This is a genomic window from Leptospira gomenensis (assembly GCF_004770155.1).
Classification (GTDB): domain Bacteria; phylum Spirochaetota; class Leptospiria; order Leptospirales; family Leptospiraceae; genus Leptospira; species Leptospira gomenensis.
Genome location: NZ_RQFA01000015.1, coordinates 1 through 16,582, shown reverse-complemented (window position 1 = coordinate 16,582; position 16,582 = coordinate 1). Strand labels below are relative to the sequence as shown.

At 45.5% G+C, this 16,582-nt stretch carries 15 protein-coding genes; 8 read left to right on the top strand and 7 right to left on the bottom strand.

Annotated elements, in window-relative coordinates; all coding sequences use genetic code 11:
- Nucleotides 1-4: 4 nt before the first annotated feature.
- Together EHQ17_RS03480 and add are read right to left on the bottom strand one after the other, a co-directional pair.
- A complete protein-coding gene (locus EHQ17_RS03480; protein WP_135594717.1) occupies nucleotides 5-421 on the bottom strand; it encodes a VOC family protein in 417 nt (138 codons plus the stop codon).
- Nucleotides 422-464: 43 nt separating this feature from the next.
- On the bottom strand, nucleotides 465-1,811 hold the full coding sequence (gene add / locus EHQ17_RS03475; RefSeq protein ID WP_135594715.1) for an adenosine deaminase: 1,347 nt from the start codon (nucleotides 1,809-1,811) through the stop codon (nucleotides 465-467).
- 450 nt (nucleotides 1,812-2,261) lie between these two features.
- Between add and EHQ17_RS03470 the strand changes: the two genes are divergently transcribed.
- The gene (locus tag EHQ17_RS03470; RefSeq protein WP_210412911.1) at nucleotides 2,262-3,470 is read left to right on the top strand and encodes a DegT/DnrJ/EryC1/StrS family aminotransferase; all 1,209 of its coding nucleotides are present in this window, start codon (nucleotides 2,262-2,264) and stop codon (nucleotides 3,468-3,470) included.
- Between the two features lie 122 nt (nucleotides 3,471-3,592).
- Here the strand turns inward: EHQ17_RS03470 and EHQ17_RS03465 are convergent, their stop codons facing one another.
- Nucleotides 3,593-4,399 carry an alpha/beta fold hydrolase gene (locus EHQ17_RS03465; protein WP_210412912.1) on the bottom strand — a complete coding sequence of 269 codons (807 nt, stop codon included), beginning with the start codon at nucleotides 4,397-4,399 and terminating at the stop codon, nucleotides 3,593-3,595.
- Nucleotides 4,400-4,631: 232 nt separating this feature from the next.
- On the opposite strand from EHQ17_RS03465, the gene EHQ17_RS03460 reads away from it, so the two are divergent.
- From EHQ17_RS03460 to EHQ17_RS03445, 4 genes are read left to right on the top strand one after another with little or no spacing between them, the layout of a single operon-like run.
- Complete coding sequence (locus EHQ17_RS03460; protein WP_135594711.1) at nucleotides 4,632-6,953, top strand: PAS domain S-box protein; 2,322 nt, start codon at nucleotides 4,632-4,634, stop codon at nucleotides 6,951-6,953.
- Nucleotides 6,954-6,998: 45 nt separating this feature from the next.
- Nucleotides 6,999-8,510 (top strand): hybrid sensor histidine kinase/response regulator, encoded by a 1,512-nt coding sequence (locus EHQ17_RS03455; protein WP_135594709.1) that lies wholly within the window; start codon nucleotides 6,999-7,001, stop codon nucleotides 8,508-8,510.
- 7 nt (nucleotides 8,511-8,517) lie between these two features.
- A complete protein-coding gene (locus tag EHQ17_RS03450; protein ID WP_135594707.1) occupies nucleotides 8,518-9,510 on the top strand; it encodes an aminoglycoside phosphotransferase family protein in 993 nt (330 codons plus the stop codon).
- Nucleotides 9,511-9,525: 15 nt separating this feature from the next.
- Complete coding sequence (locus EHQ17_RS03445) at nucleotides 9,526-10,266, top strand: sugar phosphate nucleotidyltransferase (RefSeq protein WP_135594705.1); 741 nt, start codon at nucleotides 9,526-9,528, stop codon at nucleotides 10,264-10,266.
- Here EHQ17_RS03445 and EHQ17_RS03440 read toward each other — a convergent pair.
- From EHQ17_RS03440 to EHQ17_RS03430, 3 genes are all read right to left on the bottom strand, one after another.
- A complete protein-coding gene (locus tag EHQ17_RS03440; protein WP_135594702.1) occupies nucleotides 10,257-11,144 on the bottom strand; it encodes a hypothetical protein in 888 nt (295 codons plus the stop codon). The genes EHQ17_RS03445 and EHQ17_RS03440 overlap by 10 nt on opposite strands.
- Nucleotides 11,145-11,634: 490 nt before the next feature.
- Nucleotides 11,635-11,967, bottom strand: coding sequence for a hypothetical protein (locus tag EHQ17_RS03435; protein ID WP_135594700.1), 333 nt, complete (start codon nucleotides 11,965-11,967; stop codon nucleotides 11,635-11,637).
- Nucleotides 11,968-12,091: 124 nt separating this feature from the next.
- Nucleotides 12,092-13,429 carry a glucose-6-phosphate isomerase gene (locus tag EHQ17_RS03430; RefSeq protein ID WP_135594698.1) on the bottom strand — a complete coding sequence of 446 codons (1,338 nt, stop codon included), beginning with the start codon at nucleotides 13,427-13,429 and terminating at the stop codon, nucleotides 12,092-12,094.
- Between the two features lie 265 nt (nucleotides 13,430-13,694).
- Here EHQ17_RS03430 and galK point away from each other — a divergent pair, with 265 nt between their 5' ends.
- The 3 genes from galK to EHQ17_RS03415 are packed head-to-tail and all read left to right on the top strand — an operon-like array spanning nucleotide 13,695 to nucleotide 15,933.
- Nucleotides 13,695-14,846, top strand: coding sequence for a galactokinase (galK, locus tag EHQ17_RS03425; RefSeq protein ID WP_135594696.1), 1,152 nt, complete (start codon nucleotides 13,695-13,697; stop codon nucleotides 14,844-14,846).
- Between the two features lie 34 nt (nucleotides 14,847-14,880).
- On the top strand, nucleotides 14,881-15,303 hold the full coding sequence (locus EHQ17_RS03420; protein ID WP_135594694.1) for an STAS domain-containing protein: 423 nt from the start codon (nucleotides 14,881-14,883) through the stop codon (nucleotides 15,301-15,303).
- Between the two features lie 12 nt (nucleotides 15,304-15,315).
- A complete protein-coding gene (locus tag EHQ17_RS03415) occupies nucleotides 15,316-15,933 on the top strand; it encodes a uracil-DNA glycosylase family protein (RefSeq protein WP_135594692.1) in 618 nt (205 codons plus the stop codon).
- 166 nt (nucleotides 15,934-16,099) lie between these two features.
- Here EHQ17_RS03415 and EHQ17_RS03410 read toward each other — a convergent pair.
- Nucleotides 16,100-16,582, bottom strand: a 483-nt coding sequence (locus EHQ17_RS03410; RefSeq protein ID WP_135736135.1) for a DUF1564 family protein, incomplete at its 5' end; no start/stop codon positions are given.

Genomic DNA, 16,582 nt, shown 5'->3' with positions numbered 1-16,582 from the left:
GCCGTTAGCTGGGATCCTTAGGTCCCGGATAAAAGCCGGGATTCCACGCTACTTCCCAATAATATCCGTCCGGATCCTGAAAATAACCGGAATATCCTCCCCAAAATACGTCCTGCGGTCGTTTTATTATCTTCGCACCCGCCGTTTCCGCCTTTAGAAAGACACGATCCACTTCCTCTTTCGAAAGTCCGTTGTAAGCCAACGTGATTCCGGGAAATCCGCCGCCTTCCGCGGAGACTCCGATATCCGCTGCCAATTCCTCTTTCGGATAAATGGCTATCCAGGTTCCGTTTAACATAAAGAAGGCGATCTCCCCTCCTTCGAAATCCATTTTAGGGAAGCCGAGTCCGTCACGATAAAAACGAAGCGATTCCTGAAAATTTTTTACGCCGAGTGTGATTAGATTGATCCGCGGTTGCATTACGTTTATTAAACGCCAAAGAAAAGTTTTCGCAAAGCGAAATTTAATCGGAAGCGAGCGCTTTCGTACGTAAACCGTATCTTGATTTGACCTGATTGATCTTTTTTTCCATTTCAGCCCAAAGAGATTCCTTATTCGGATGAAAGGACGCGAAAACTCCTTGTCGTATCAGATCGATTATTTCGTCGAGAGAGAAGTCCAAAAATCTCCAAAGTTTAAAATACTCATAGGTAAGATTTACGTTGAATATCTCTGGATCATCCGTGTTTATACTCAATGGAAGTCCTTGATCGTAGTAGTACCGAACAGGGTGGTTCTGTTCCTTACGCACGTATTTTCCGGTGAACACGTTAGACGTCACACAGATCTCTATTGGAATGTGGTTTTCTCGGAGATACTTGACCAACTCAGGATCCTGAATGGCAGAAGTGCCGTGTCCGATCCTCTCCGCCTTCAACAATTCAACGGCTTCCCAAATAGCCCAAGGTCCGTCGTCTTCCCCGGAGTGAGCTACGACTCTCAATCCCGCTTCCCTTGCCTTTTGAAATACCGATTGATAATCCCTCGCCGGGCCCATCAATTCCGCGCCGCCGAGACCGATTCCTATAACTTCCGGATGTCTTAGTTTCAAAACTCGGTTGAGATTGTTCATCGCATTCTCCGGTCCGAAGGATCTGGAAACATCGACTAACAATCGTATGGTGATTCCGTCCGTTTCTTTTTCCTCGCGGATTCGCCCGACCAGAAAATCGATCATCTCTTCGAAATCGAGTCCGTTCTGAATGAATTTAGACGGAGCGAAAAATACTTCGGAATAGACGATGTTGTTGGCCCGCATATATTCCGCAAGACTTCCTACGAAAAAGGAAAAGTCGGCGGGTTCTTTGACGAGTGATTGTATGAAAAAGAAAACCTGGATGAATCCGTTGAGATCCTTGAAGTTGAACTTCGCCTCGAAGTCTTCTTCCGAAACGCTGATCCCGTTTTTTGCCATGAGTTGTTTCATGGTATCTTTGTTTACGCAGGCTTCCAGATGTAGGTGAATTTCGGTTTTAGGGAGTTCCCGCAAAAAATTAATTACGTCCTGATCGTCCGGCTTTTCTTTCGAGAGATCACCCGATGGAAAAAGGCCCTTGATCGGGACCGGGGTTTCTTGCGGAATTCCGGGTGTAGGAACTCCTAAAATCCAGCTAGGAGGGTCGAGAACTTCGAGCTCCATCAGCCCGACTCGTTCGTTCAGAAGGACGTTGATTTGTTTATCGAAAGAAATCTGAAGGGAGGAAGAATAGGGCCGATCGGCCGGCAATCTCGACTTTAATCGGTTTAGTTCGGTGACATCGCGGTCGATGATCCGAATTCGTTCTAAGATCTCCCCAAAAGTTAGAGCCACTAAGGCAAAATATATTTCCTACCAAAAGATTTCAATTCTGATTCGAACGGGGAGTTCCTACGTATTAGGTTCCGGCGGACCTTTCGGAACTTCCTCTTCCGAAAATGCGGTAGTTCCCGCACTGTGAGCGGGCAACGTCAAACCAGGACCCCGCTTCCGTCAACGATCCCGCAAGCGACACGCAGGGCCTGGTCCGAAAGCGCGGCACATTTCCCCGACCTGAAACGGACTCCTTCCCCGAGGTCGCGCTTTCGACCGAGCGAAAGCGAGCCCGAAGTGGCGCGGTCCTCGTGCGGGAACTACCGCACAACAAGTGTCTTTCTAAAATTCTCCCGCACGAGGATGCGGCCGAAACATTCGCGGTAGTTCCCGCATTTTTCCATTTCACAGCGGATTTCCCTCTCGAGAAAATCGCATTTTTGCCGAGAATCTTAGAAACACCGGAGGTTTATGTCCGATATGATCACAGCACGCAAAACGTTTCTCCCCTTTGCGCTTCCTTGTATTTCGGAAAAAGCGATCGAAGAAGTTTCCACGGTTCTTCGATCGGGATGGATCACCTCCGGCCCCAAAGTAAAGGAATTCGAGGACGAATTCGCCCGCTACACGGGTGCCTCCTACGCCCTCGCGCTCAACTCGGCAACGGCAGGACTTCATCTCGCGCTCGAAGCCATAGGAATGAGCAAAGAAGATGCGGCGATCTGCCCCGCAGTAACGTTTACCGCTACCGCGGAAGTGATCTGTTACTTCGACGCGGAACCGATCCTGACGGATGTCGATCCTCTTTTTAACCTGATGACCCCCGAAACACTTCGGACCACGATCGAACGAGAATGTATCTATCGTAACGGCTCCCTTCTTCATAAAAAAACCGGCAAAACCGTTCGCGCAATCCTCCCTGTCCATCTAGCAGGTGTTATCTGCGATATGAAAGGTATTCTGGAAATCGCGAAAGAATATCATCTTTATGTAATAGAAGACGCGGCCCACGCGTTTCCCGCCGTTCATAAAGGAAGAAAGATCGGAACATTCGGGGATTTTACGGTATTCAGTTTTTATGCTACTAAAGGAATCACTACGGGTGAAGGAGGAATGGTCACGACGAACCACGCTCATTTCGCCGATAGAATCAAACTCATGCGCCTACACGGGATCAACCGGGAAACGTACGATCGTCCGGGTTGGTATTACGAAGTCGTATCCCCAGGTTTTAAATACAATATGACCGACGTAGCTGCGGCGCTCGGCGTCGTACAACTATCGGAAGCGGACGATCTCTGGAAAAGGAGAATCGACATCGCGGAATCATACAGAAAGGAATTTTCGGATCTTCCCTTTTTACACCTCCCTCTTCCCTCTCCCGACGGAGAACATTCCTGGCACCTATTCCGCGTGGAAGTGGATCGCGCCTCCTCCAAAATGGATCGGGACATCTTCGCTGCAGAATTAAAAAAACGTAATATAGGTTCCAGCCTCCATTTCATCCCGCTCTACGAACATCCGTTCTACGCCTCCCGCTACGGTTTTAAAAAGGAACATTTCCCGAACGCGAACGCTATGTACGCGAGATCGCTTTCCATTCCTCTTTTCCCCGGAATGAAGGACGAAGACGTTCAAGACGTAATCCGAGCGGTTAAGGAAATTCTGGGGGGAATTTAGAGAGGACTCGGGTCCGCTAAAGTGCGGAATCGGAACACGATTCCGCGCATCGAACAATCGAAAAATCTTTCACATTCAGTTTTCAAAAATAATAAAAAACAACCGCAACAACAAGACCTTCCTCAATCCAAAAACCGATTGATTTCGAACGAAACCTCGTCCGATTTTTCCATATGAATCGCGTGTTTTGCTCCAGGAATAAAGACCAGACTACTTTTTTTTAGATACGAATGCAGTTTTTTGATCATCGAGGGATCCGTAATCGGATCCTCTTTCCCGGAAACGATCAGAGACGGAAGTTTAATTTCCCCTAATTTTTTTCCCAAGAAAATCTCCTCCTCCCTATCCAAAGTGTTCAACGTAAGATATTTATACGGAAGTTCGTTCCAGGAAGAAATCAAAACCTTCCTCGTAAACGCTCCGGGAAGTTCGGGAGTTTCGTAATACAAGGCTTCGATCAATTTCAAAAGTTCCTCTTCCGTTTTCGGAAATAAAAGTTCCTTCATCTCGTCGCGTTTCGGATGAGGAATTCCTCCCGGAGAGAGCAGAATCAATTTCGTTATCCTTCTTTCACGATCGCGTAAAACGATATGCATGGCGATCAAGGCTCCCATCGAATGACCGCCTAACGTCAAACTACGAAGATCCAATCTTCGGATCGCCTCATAGATCAGATCTGCGAAGACGTCCACTTGGTAGAGATATTTCAGATCGGGGAGTTTGCTCTTTCCGAAACCTGGAATATCCGGAATCAAAATTCGGTGATCCCGACGTAGTTTAGGCGCAAGTCTCCTCAATCCGGCGGCGGAATCCAACAAACCGTGGATCAACAATATCGTTTTGTTTTTCTCGGAATTTTTCTCCAGAAAATAAACCGAATTACCGCCGGTCTCGACGTACAAGTCCCGAAACCCCAGGACTTCTTTCATATATCGATTCTTCTTCCGATTGTAATAGGCCAGGAACCAGGAGTATAAGGTTTTCATATTCGGATCTCTTGTTTGTCTTGGAACATAAATTACCGCGAACCCTTCTCTGTAAATACTTACGTATCCAAGTTAGGGATTTAGTTCTTGCAAAGAATCGGATCACGGTATTCAATACGAACCGGAAGTCCCGCGAAATCGGACTCGTTTTCAAAGTAAACCCTTCGGAATTTTCATGCCCGACCCCTTGCTTTCCGCGCTGCATTCCTTTTTTTATCCGGTAAGGGAAGGAATATTGGCGTTAGACACGGAATCCGAAACGATCCTCTACACAAATCCATCTCTAGAATTGCTTCTCGGTTACTCCGCCGAAGAACTGATCGGCAAACCGCTCGATTTCGTGCTTCCGAGCCCGAGCCGACCTCGCGAAACGCTTACCGTAAAACGCAACGAACCTCTCAAGGTTTACTGGCAACTCAAACATAAAAACGGCGAGAACAAACTCGTAAACTTCACGGTAAACGCGTCCAACTTCGCGGGTAAGGACGTACTTCTTTTTTATTTCACGGACCGCTCCGAAATCCAACAGACCGAACTCAGACTCTACTACATGCAAAGTATCTTAAGAACTCTGCGTTTACTCAGACAGAATCTGCGTTATTTAACTTCGGAAAGTTCCGTCTTTCAGAAGTTATGCGACACGCTTAGGGAAAACCCGCACTATTTTCTCGTATGGGGATTCTACTTTAAGGACGGAACACTGAACGTGATCGGGCAAAAGGACCTCCAGCCCGAGTTAAGACAAAGGATCCATTCCTTTATTTCGTCTAACGTTCCTTTTCCGATGAGAAATCTCATCGATACTAAGGAGAACTTCGTCATCCACGAATTCGGAAACGGGGGATATCCGGAATGGGAATCGCTCTTCCGCGAACACAAGTTCAGAAGAAGTCTCGCAATCGGAATCCGGGAAAAGGATCGCCTTCTTGGAGGAATCGAAATCCTTTCCCTCGAGGATATGGCGTTCGATTCGGGCGAAAATTTCCTCTACGAAGAGATCATCGCCGACGTCCAGAATTCCCTTCAAAACGCGAAAACCGAACGTACAAGAATCGAAAACTCCAAGAAGTTGCAGTTCCAGGGAGCGCTTCTCAATTCCATAGAAGTTCCTCTGATATCCACGGATGACGAAGGTTATATCACGTACGGCAACCGAAGTCTCGAGAGAATATTAGGAGTTTATAAAGAAGATTTCATAGACATGCCCATTTCTGAATTCCTAAACCTTCCCCCGGACGTCGTAAGACGTTTGTCGAGGGAGGAATTCCGAACCGAAATCAAGTTGAAAATATTTCCGGACGTGGAAGCGCCTATGCTTTTAGCTTCCTCAAGAATCAGGGACGAATACGGAAATTCAATCGGAACGATCCTCCTTTTACTCGATATCACGGAACAGAAAAAGAACGAGGAATTGATCCGTTCCTCCGAAATCAAATTGAGAAACCTTTTTTCCGCGATGAACAACGGAATCGTAATTCTCACGCCCGAAGGGAAAGTCCTCGAAGTCGCGCCGATCCTAAAGTTTCTTTTATTCCAAATATTGAATGTGACTCCGGGCGAAGATTTTTTCTCCCTTTTCGAAAACGAAGTTGCTCGTGAATTACGAAAGGGAATCGAAAATTGCCTCTCCTCCTCGCGTGCGGTTTTTCTAGATCTTCCCATTGAAATCGTAAAAGGAGAAGAGAATTTTTTCTCCATAAAAATCCTTCCGCTTAAAAAATACAGGGAGGAAGGAGAAGCGGTGATGCTCATCTTCTCCGACGTGACTCAGACCAAACTTCTCGACAAACAACTTTACGAAACGGCGCGGTTCGCATCGATAGGAGAACTGGCCGCTGGAATCGCTCACGAAGTGAACAACCCTTTACAGGCAAGCCTTTTGTATCTCGAGGATCTCATCGAAGCCGAGGAAAACGATCCGGTAGAACGTTTGAAAATCTACAAAAGGATCGAAGCCGCGAGCGTTCGAATCAGGGATCTGATCAAATCGTTGCTCGACTTGGGAAGGACCGTCGCAAGGGAAAAGGAATCCGTTTCTCCGTATTACATTCTTCTTCGCGCCTGCGAATTGATCGAAGTCTCGTGCAAAAAAAACGGAATCGAATTAAAACGAATCGCAAGTCCCGATCTTCCGAAAATAAGGGTGGCTTGGCAGGAAATCGAACAGGTGCTGATCAACTGTCTCGTCAACGCGATCAACGCGATTTCGGAAATGGAAACCAAACCCCTTTCGCCCAAGATCACGATCACCGCGCGTAAAGAGGATCATCTGAATCGTGATTCGATTTTGTTTATTGTTTCGGATAACGGTCCGGGAATGAACAAGGACGTTTTGGATAAGGCGTTTCTTCCTCTGTTCACGACAAGAAGAGGAAAACAAGGAACCGGTTTGGGTCTTGCAATTTCGCAGAGAATCATCTCCGAACACAACGGTACGATCTCCTTGGAATCCTCGCCCGGAAACGGAACCAAGGTTTTGATTCGCCTTCCCGTATAGGTCCGTTTTTTTGGTAAATTAGGGTTTTCTCCGAGGAATAGTCCTATGGAATCGAAGTCTACAACGGTGCTCGTAATCGACGACGAATCGGAAATTCGAACCGTCCTGGAGAGGGTCATCTCCCGGGAAGGATATCGAGTGTTTTTGGCGAAGGATTACGATTCCGCGATCGAAATCGTTCGTTCGTACAGGATCGACGTGGTCATTTCCGACATCGTCATGAACGGAAAAAACGGATTGGAAATCGCCAAAGAAATCCGCAAGATCGACGAGAATATTCCCGTCATCTTGATGACCGGCAACCCGGATCTTACCACCGCCGAAGAAGCCGTCCGAAACCGAGCCTTCGACTACATCTCGAAACCGATCCGCAGGACGAACATCATAGAAGTTCTCGAAAAAGCCAAAAACGAAAAATACGCGCGGGACAGACACGCGGAAACCCTGATCCAATCCGAAAACGAAAACACCAAACTGGCGCAGAGAGCGCGGGATCTTTATTTACAAAATTATAATATTCTAAATGCAACGAGCGACTGCGTGATCACTTTCGACGAGAATCTGAATTTTTCCGGCCTCAACCAATCCGCCCTCGATGCGTTCGGTTATACGGAGGAGGAGATCATAGGAAAACATTTCAACATCCTCTCCCCTCCCGGAAAAGAAGACCTTTATATGGAAAAGGTAGAACAGCTTTTAAAACGTAAGAGCAAACGTCAGATCGCGAGAATCAACCACGCCGATTTGAAAAACAAAAACGGGGAAGTTCGGACGTACGACATCTCCGGATGTTATTACGATATCGAAGGAAAGACGTATTACACGGGAATCGCAAGGGACATCACGAATAAAATTCTCATTTCGGAAAAGTTGATCGATGCGGAACGAAGAGCTTTTCTATCTACGTTGGCTTCTAGTATCGGACACGAGATAAACAATTCTTTGACCGCCATCCAAGGACATATCGAAATCGCCAAACTGCCCGATTCCGACGATCAGATCCGTCAAAAAGCGATCCAGATCACCTGGGGACAATTGATCAAGTTAAAGACTCTTACGAACAACCTCCTTCAACTCGGCAAACCGGGGGAAGGTCCGAAAAAATCCTCCGAGCGCATCGACCTCAACGAATCCGTTGAAGTAGTAATCGACGTTTTTCAAAAAACCTCGAGGCTGAAGGATTGTCGGATTCATTTCAAACCGGACCCTTTACCAGTGATGATAGAATCGGATCAGGATCAACTTTCGCTCCTTCTTTCCAATATAATGCTCAACTCAGCGGACGCAACCGGCAATCGGGGGAACATCACGATCTCGGTTCAAATCCGCAACCATCATCCGGTCGTTTCCATCTTGGACGACGGAATAGGTATGAACGAGGAAGTGATTCAAAAAATCTATCAGCCGTATTTCACCACCAAAGGAATCGGAAAAGGAACCGGTTTGGGAATGTTCGTAGCGAAGGAGATCGCGGACCAATACGGAATCCGCATCGAGATCGAATCCGAACCCGACTCAGGAACCGAATTCCGACTGATATTCCCGGACAAGGTATAAAAAAACGATGAACGTATCCGTTTCCCTCTCTGACGCAGAACTTAAATTTTTGGAATTACCGGGCAGTTCTCCGGAAAAGATCACTCCTATAACTTCGGAAGCCTCGGATCGCAAATACTTTCGTGTCGTTTATTCGGATCGAACACTGATCCTTTGTAAAGACGTTCGATTCCAACACGATTTCGTGGACGTCGCCGAATTTTTGAACCACAACCGCTTCAACGTCCCCGAAGTGATTAAAAAGGATATGATCCACTTCCTGATTTTGTTAAGCGACGGAGGAACGCGTGATCTTACTTCCGTTGCGGACGACGTGGAATACAGGGAATGGCTCGTCAAAGCGATCGAAATTCTCGTAGACCTTCAGAAAACGAATCCGGTGCCTCCGGTGAGCTCCAGGGAATTCGACGCGGAAAAATTCCATTTCGAAAGCGAGTTTACGTATTCCAATTTTCTAAAGTTCCAAAGACAGTTCGGACTAAAAACCCAACTCAGAAGCGAAGTGAAAATTTTCATAGAAGAATGTTCCTCCTTTCTCGCGGAATATCCGCTCAAGACGTTCTGCCACCGGGATTTTCACGGAAGAAATCTGCTCATAGATTCGGACGGGAGAATTTGTATGATCGATTTTCAGGACGCCAGAATGGGAACTCCTTTTTACGATCTTGCTAGCATTTTATACGACGCCTACAGACCGATTCCGTTCGCGATGAGACAAGGACTATATCAGCTTTTTATAAAGTCTAGCGGTCATACTTTTCCCAAAGCGAAGGAATGTTATTATCTACAATGCCTTCAACGATCCTACAAGGCGCTGGGATCTTATTTTTATCTTGTTTCCGAAAAGAAAATGGACAAATACGCGCAAAGTGTATTGAACGGTTTGGACAATCTGATCGAAATCGTGCAGGCCGGTCTTTTTCCGGATCAACTATTCGTATTCTTTCATCTCCTCAAAGAAGAGCTGACATCGAATTCGAATTTTAGAAAACTCTTATAAAGGATTCGGATCGATTTGAAATTTTTTATACCCGCAGCCGGATTCGGAACCAGGATGAAGGAACTTACGCGGGATCTTCCCAAACCCCTTTTGCCAGTAAACGGAATCCCTTTGATTTACTACGCGCTTTTCCAAGCCTGGACGCAGAATGCGGAAGCCGCGGTGGTCAATCTTCATTTTTACGGAGACAAAATACGGGAGGAACTACGGAATTTTAAACCATTCCCTCTTTATTTTTCTGAGGAAAAAAAGGAAATTCTTGGCACCGCAGGAGGAATTCGCACCGGTCTGGAACGCGCAGGCTGGATGGGAGAAACGATTTCCCTCGTCAACCCTGACTTTTTATACTTCCCCGAAGAAGGTTTCAAAATCGTCGAAACTCCGCAAACCGTTTCGGCGGATTGTTTGTTGTATCTTCTTCCTCGACCGCAAAACGCGGGTTATACGGGCTTGGACTTGCAAGGTGATCGGATCCGTTTCGGAACTGGAAATTTTTTTTATATGGGAATCGGGACTTTGGACAGCTCGGTTTTGGAAGCGATCGAACCGGAATCCTTCGCGGATCTTTCACTGACGTTCAGGCTTCTTTCGGAAAAGAACAGGTTGGCCGGCATTCGTTTTTCCGGCGAGGCGATCGACCTCGGAGAGAAAGAATATTACGTTTCTCTAAAGAATGAGAATTTTTCCTCGAAACTGGGAGGGCGCTGGGGAGAGTTCCTGGATCTTTGCGGATTATCCCGAAAATTTCAAAGATAAGAAGAAAGACACCAAGCGCAGATACCGTGGCCCGATCTTGTCGGCTCCGGCATAACCTTCACCGGAATGTCCTTCGGAACTTCCGGAAAAAATATCCTGTCGTCCACGACTCTCCCGCAATAGCTGCAACGGCTCGTCTTCCAAGGTAATTCGATTTCCTCGGTATGATCCTTGGGAAACGGAAAAATCTCTTCGTCGTTTAATATTTTTCTGCGAATACTTCTATATTCCTCCCCGAAAGGGACTTCCAACCGCGAAATATGAACCTCTTCTCCGGATCCGATCCGAAGAAGTTCCGGTTTTAATCCCGTCTCCCGCAACATCAGAATAGAAAGAGCAAGTCCGATATCCCTACCCTCGTTGTCTTCGGGATAAACTTCGTAGTATTCCATGAGATTTTTGAATTCCATCGCGGCGGCGAGGTATTTCCGCAGACGTTCCTCCAAAAACGGAATCAATTTAGAATTATGTAATACTTCAACCGCCAACCCGGTATCGTTATGGCGAATGATGACCTTAAGAAAAAGACCTTTCTCTTTTAACGAGATTCTTGCGTCCTTTGTATCGAGGGTATTTAAGAAAATTCTAAACTCTTCCTCGTTTTCGTCGAAGACCTCCTTGTTAGTACCGTTTACGCCTTTTCGGAAAAAGAACATTTCCCGGAGATTGGAAGTCGCGGCGCGAAGGAGCATCTCCTGAACCACCGAGTAAACGACCGGGGTCAAATCGAGTTTGTTGTAGGTTTCCAGACAGAGTTTAAGATACTTTTCGAGATTATTCCGGAACGAATCGTTGAGAATATATCCCCCCAACTCGATCCGCGTTCCCGCCTCGATCGCCCGAAGTAGACGGGTCCATCTTTTGAATTCCTGATCCATTTTTGCTTAGAGGAAAAATCCCCGGCAAACGTATCCCAATTCCGGAGTAAATAAAACCATTTTTAGACGGAATCTCGAAAAAGAGGGCCCGGTCCGCGGGAGATTTGCGGGAACTCCCGTACCTCACAACTCGAAACACGACGCACACGCGGTCGTTTCGTGGGATTAGAATGAATCAGCTTGTTGCCGCAGTTTCTCCGATTGTGGAAACGAATTTATCGAAAAAAGAATGCCAATCCCGATCCTGAGAACGAGTAATTTCCCAAAACCGGGATTGGCACAATTTGGAGATCCGTAAGTTGCAAACAGTAATAAAGACGGAGAACGGGAAAAGACGCGTCCGAAAAACGGAGATTCGATTTTCGAAAAGAATCGACCCGCGTTTTAAGAACTCAAGGAAAGAGCTCGGATTCTTCGTAGGAAGAACCTCGTTTCTTCGATTGTAAGGCATATTTCCCCCGTGACGGTAAAACTAGAATTCGAAAACTAGTTACGCGATCGCGGGAGGGGGTAAGTTTAAAAGACCTATCGTTTGGAAGTTACAGAAGTGGAATTGGAACCTATCCTGGAGGGAAGTGATTTTGCCTTTGAAAACGAATAAAATGTTTTTATGGGTATAAGAGTGGATACTCAGGAGGAATTCAGATTCTTCCTCCGATTGCACCGGCTCTTTATATTCGGATTCAATACCTACTATTGTTTGTTTTTGGGTGGGCAACTTCCCAGGAAGATTGCTGGCAGAAGTTAAGGAAATAGAAAGAAACAAGAAGGCGAGTAAACTTGCCGCAAAACAAATCCCCGTTTTGTTTCTTCTCCTCTGCATGTCCTCATACAGTTCCTAATTTTAAAAGTGTCAAGCAAGAAAAGAAATTTCATGATAAAGATCGAAAAACTGTTTCCATTTCGAGGAATGAATTACATCCATCGGATTAAACGACGTAACTCTTTCAGTTTCCTAAAATACGTTTTCGAAGCGCGGCGCCTTCTTTTTCAAAACCCGGTTTGTCCAAAAGGGAAAACATATTCTTCTTATATGCTTCCACACCCGGTTGATCGAACGGATTGACGCCGAGACAATATCCGGAAATCGCGCAGGCGTATTCGAAAAAGTAGAATAAGGCCCCCAAAGAGGAAAGTGTGATGTCCGGAAAAACCACTTCTAAACAAGGAACTCCTCCATCCGCGTGCGCAAGAAGGGTTCCGAGACGTGCCTGTTCGTTCACGTGCCCGATCGTATTTCCGGTCAAAAAATTCAAGGAATCCAAATTCTCCCGGGTCGAATTCAAAATCAAATCCGATCGATTGGAGGAAGGACTCAGTACGGTTTCAAAAAGAATCCGTTTCCCCTCCTGAACGTATTGCCCTAAAGAATGAAGATCCGTCGTAAAGTCCATCGACGCCGGAAAAATCCCACGGTTTTCCTTTCCTTCACTTTCTCCGAAAAGTTGTTTCCACCATTCCGATACGAAATGAAGCGAAGGATTAAAATTCGCTAATATTTCTACGATCCGACCGGTGGATAAAAAATAATTCCGAAGGGCAGCGTATCGGGTGGCGGGATTGGAAAAAGGATCCTTGTTTTCGTGCAAATCCGAAAGTATATTCCGAAATCCGAATATAAAGTCGCGAATCGGAAGCCCGGCCGCCGCCAACGGAAACAACCCTACGGGTGTGAGAACCGAATATCGACCTCCTACATCGTCGGGAATCGTAAAGGTTTCGAAACCTTCCGCATCCGCAAAAGACTTGAGAGCGCCTTTGGAAACGTCGGTCGTCGCTACGACCCTCTTCGCGGCTCCGCTTCCGTATTTTTTCACGAGTAGATCCCAAAGGATTCGGAACGCGATCGCGGGTTCGGTGGTCGTTCCCGATTTGGAGATCACGTTGATGGAGAAATCCCGATCTTGGAGATATTCGACGAGTTCGAAATAATATCTGGATTCGAGATGATGACCCGCGAAGAGTATCTCCGGATTCCCTCGGGAGTTTTTTTTAAAATACGGAAGGACAGCTTCCAGGATGGCGCGCGATCCCAGATACGATCCGCCGATTCCGATGATCACCACCGTTTCGGAAACTGCGCGCAATCGTTCGGCGGATTGGATGATTCTTTCGATTTCGGAATCCGATTCTTTTTTCGGAAGATTCAGCCAACCCAGATACTCGTTTCCCTTTCCGTCTGCGGAGTGTAAGGTGAGTCGTGCGGTTTCGGCGGTGGACAAAAACGGTTCCAATTCCCGGGTCGAAACGAAAGAAGATGCGAATCTGGTTTCCAATCGGATCATAAGGTTACGAAAATCCTTTTTTTTCGTTTCTTTTCGGTTTCTTTTTCAAGACCGAATTCTCCGAATCGATTCCTTTTTCGAAGAAACCGGATATCGAAATCGAAGGGCGTTCCCAATTCTCCCGAAAATCGAACGCTGGAACAGTTTAGAATAATGAAAGCGAGGGGCAAGAAAAATCCAAAAGTTCCGGGAAAACGGAAACGTAGAAGGATTGACGAGAAGCGGAGTCCATACCAATGTTTCCCGGGTTTTAAGAAACTTCAGAATGGATAAACAGACCTTATCTAAAAAGTTCGAAACGGTTTTCGCCGATTCGAAACAAGAAGAGAAGATTCGATTTTTTTCGGCTCCGGGAAGAATCAACATCATCGGGGAACACGTTGACTACGCCGGAGGAATTGTTCTTCCCGCCGCGATAGATGTTTCCATAAAGATCGCAATCCGAAAAAATTCCGTACGCCGTTTTCGAATTTTTTCTATGGAATCGAACGAACTCGTGGAATCCGAATCGGCCGCTTATTCGAACGAATTTCCTTGGGTGAATTACGCTTTCGGGGTCATCGAGGAATTCAAAAAGCTCGGTTATTCGGTCGATTTTTTCGACGCTGTGATTTGGGGGAATATTCCGCAAGGGGCCGGTTTATCCTCTTCGGCCGCGTTCGAAGTGGGAATGGCCTTTGCACTTTCGGAAATTCACGGCTGGAATTTGAAACGGGAAGACATCGCGCTTTTGGGACAACGCGCGGAAAATCATTTTGTCGGAGTTCAATGCGGAATCATGGATCAATTCGCGATCGCCACCGGAAAGGTAGGTCATTGCATTTCTTTGAATACCGAGACGTTGGAATACCATTATCATCCCATCGAACTTTCGGATTGCGAGTTCTATTTGATCGATTCGAAAGTCAAACATTCTCTGAAAGACAGCGCTTACAACGATAGAAGAAAAGAAGTGGAATCGGCGTTTTTTAAGATTCGGAACGTTCGGAATTCCCTTTCGTCCTTGTATCAGGCCGAATTAGGGGATTTGGGAGTTCCCGCACTGAGCGAGGTAGAAGCGAAGCGAGCTCGGCACGTGGTGACCGAGCGAATGCGGACCGAGGAAGCGGTACGATATTTACGGGGGGGAGATCCCGCATCGGTCGGTAAAATTCTTTTCGAATGCCATCGTTCGCTTTCGAAAGACTACGAAGTTTCGTGCGAAGAGACGGATTTTATAGTCGAACAATTAAGAAAGGAAGCTGCTTTAGGGGCCAGAATGATAGGCGGTGGTTTTGGCGGTTGCATCTTGGTTCTCGATCAAAGGGGCAGAAAGGATCAACTATTTGAAAAAATAAAATCCCGTTATTTCGAAAAATTCGGCCGTGAACCGATTTTATACACGTTTCGTATTTCCGACGGCGTCGGAGAATTTTGAATCCGAATTTATAAATTTAAATTGGAGAATCTTGATGGGAACAGGCGATTCTTTGAATCTCGACGGAGAGGAAGTTGATTTCTCCATCAATGAGCTACAGGTTGTTTTACAGAAGGATGGAGTTCCCGCAAATTTCCCGAAAGAGGGGGTTGCATTGAGAATCAGCGGAGAAATAAATCTTTATTCAGCTCATGCTTTGAAGGAAAAAATTTTCGAGCTAATAGACAAAGGTTTCATTTATGTTTTCGTAAATATGGAGAATATTCGCTATATCGATTCTTCCGGCTTGGCTGTTTTCATGAGCACGCACGCCAAATTAGTAAAGAACGGCAAGGGTGGAATCGCAATGTTTTCCCCTTCTTCGCAAGTGAACAAAATTCTTGAACTCACGAAATTAAAAAGTCTAATCCGGGTCACGGCAACGTTAGAAGATGCTGCAAGTATCATCGCCCATTAGATTCCCCAAAGAATGAAAAACAGAAAATCCGAATATTTTAATCATCTGAATCGTTTAATAAGTTGTCGTAAGTGTCCTAAAATGCAAGGTAATCCCGTTCATGGATGTATTCCTTCCGCCAAAATTATAAGTATCGGGCAAGCGCCGGGAATTCACGAAGAGCGATTCGGCAAACCATTTGCGTATACCGCAGGGAAAACTCTTTTCGGTTGGTTTAAAAGAATTGGTATAGAAGAAGAAACTTTCCGTTCAAAGGTTAATATGTCGGCAGTTTGTCGTTGTTTTCCTGGAAAGGCAAAAAGCGGAGATAGAAAACCATCTCCGGAAGAAGTTCAGAATTGTTCGGAATTTTTAGAATTTGAGGTTCGTTTCCACAAACCGAAACTAATTATTCCGATTGGGAAGTTGGCCATTGATCAATTGATTGATAACGTAAAGTATAAATTGGAGGACGTTGTAGGTGGGATTTTTTCGCGGGAACTCCATGGCGTATCTGTGGATTGGATCCCGTTGCCTCATCCTTCCGGACTGAATGTATGGAACCACACGGAGACTGGAAAGGCTTGTATTCAGAAAGCACTTAAAAAAATTCAAAATCATCCCACAATTAAAGAAACATTTTTTATATAATCAAAAATTGTAGGAACTCCTTATCAAATAAAAAAACCTCGGATGAAATTCCATTCAGCTCCGAAGGAATAAATGACAAGCCGTTTAAACTTCGTCATAAGTCACATCGAAAATGAGTTTTAAGAAGTGCATTTAGAATTTATTCTTTTAAAATCTCATATCTTATCTACGAATATCCGGAGTCACCCAATGTATTAGAGGAAATTTTGAGAATCGTTCTCCAAGAAAATGAAGAATTAACGTCAAGTAGCCAAAACAAAGCTATTCTTTGTTTCGGATTTTTTTTATAAAAAAAACTTTTTTTACCCTGCTCAGAATTCTGAAAATACTCCCATATGAGCAAAATCTGATACAAATAGCAGTTAGAAACGCCATGAGACCTTGCAAAAGCCGTAAGCTGTTCCCAGTAAATGGTGGGAATACGAACATTAAGTTTCAGAAGGTCGCTTCCTTTCTTCTGATACAGCGAGGTAGCGGTTTTATTATGAAACCGTTTACTCTTCAATATTCTAGTTTCATATTTCATTAATAGAATATTCAAATTTTTACCGATCTTTCTCTTCTCTAAGTTATTTAGTTTCCCATAAATTCTTCTCGGAATCAAAAAAGAACATGTAATATTATTCTCCGAATGTGATGATAAAATCTC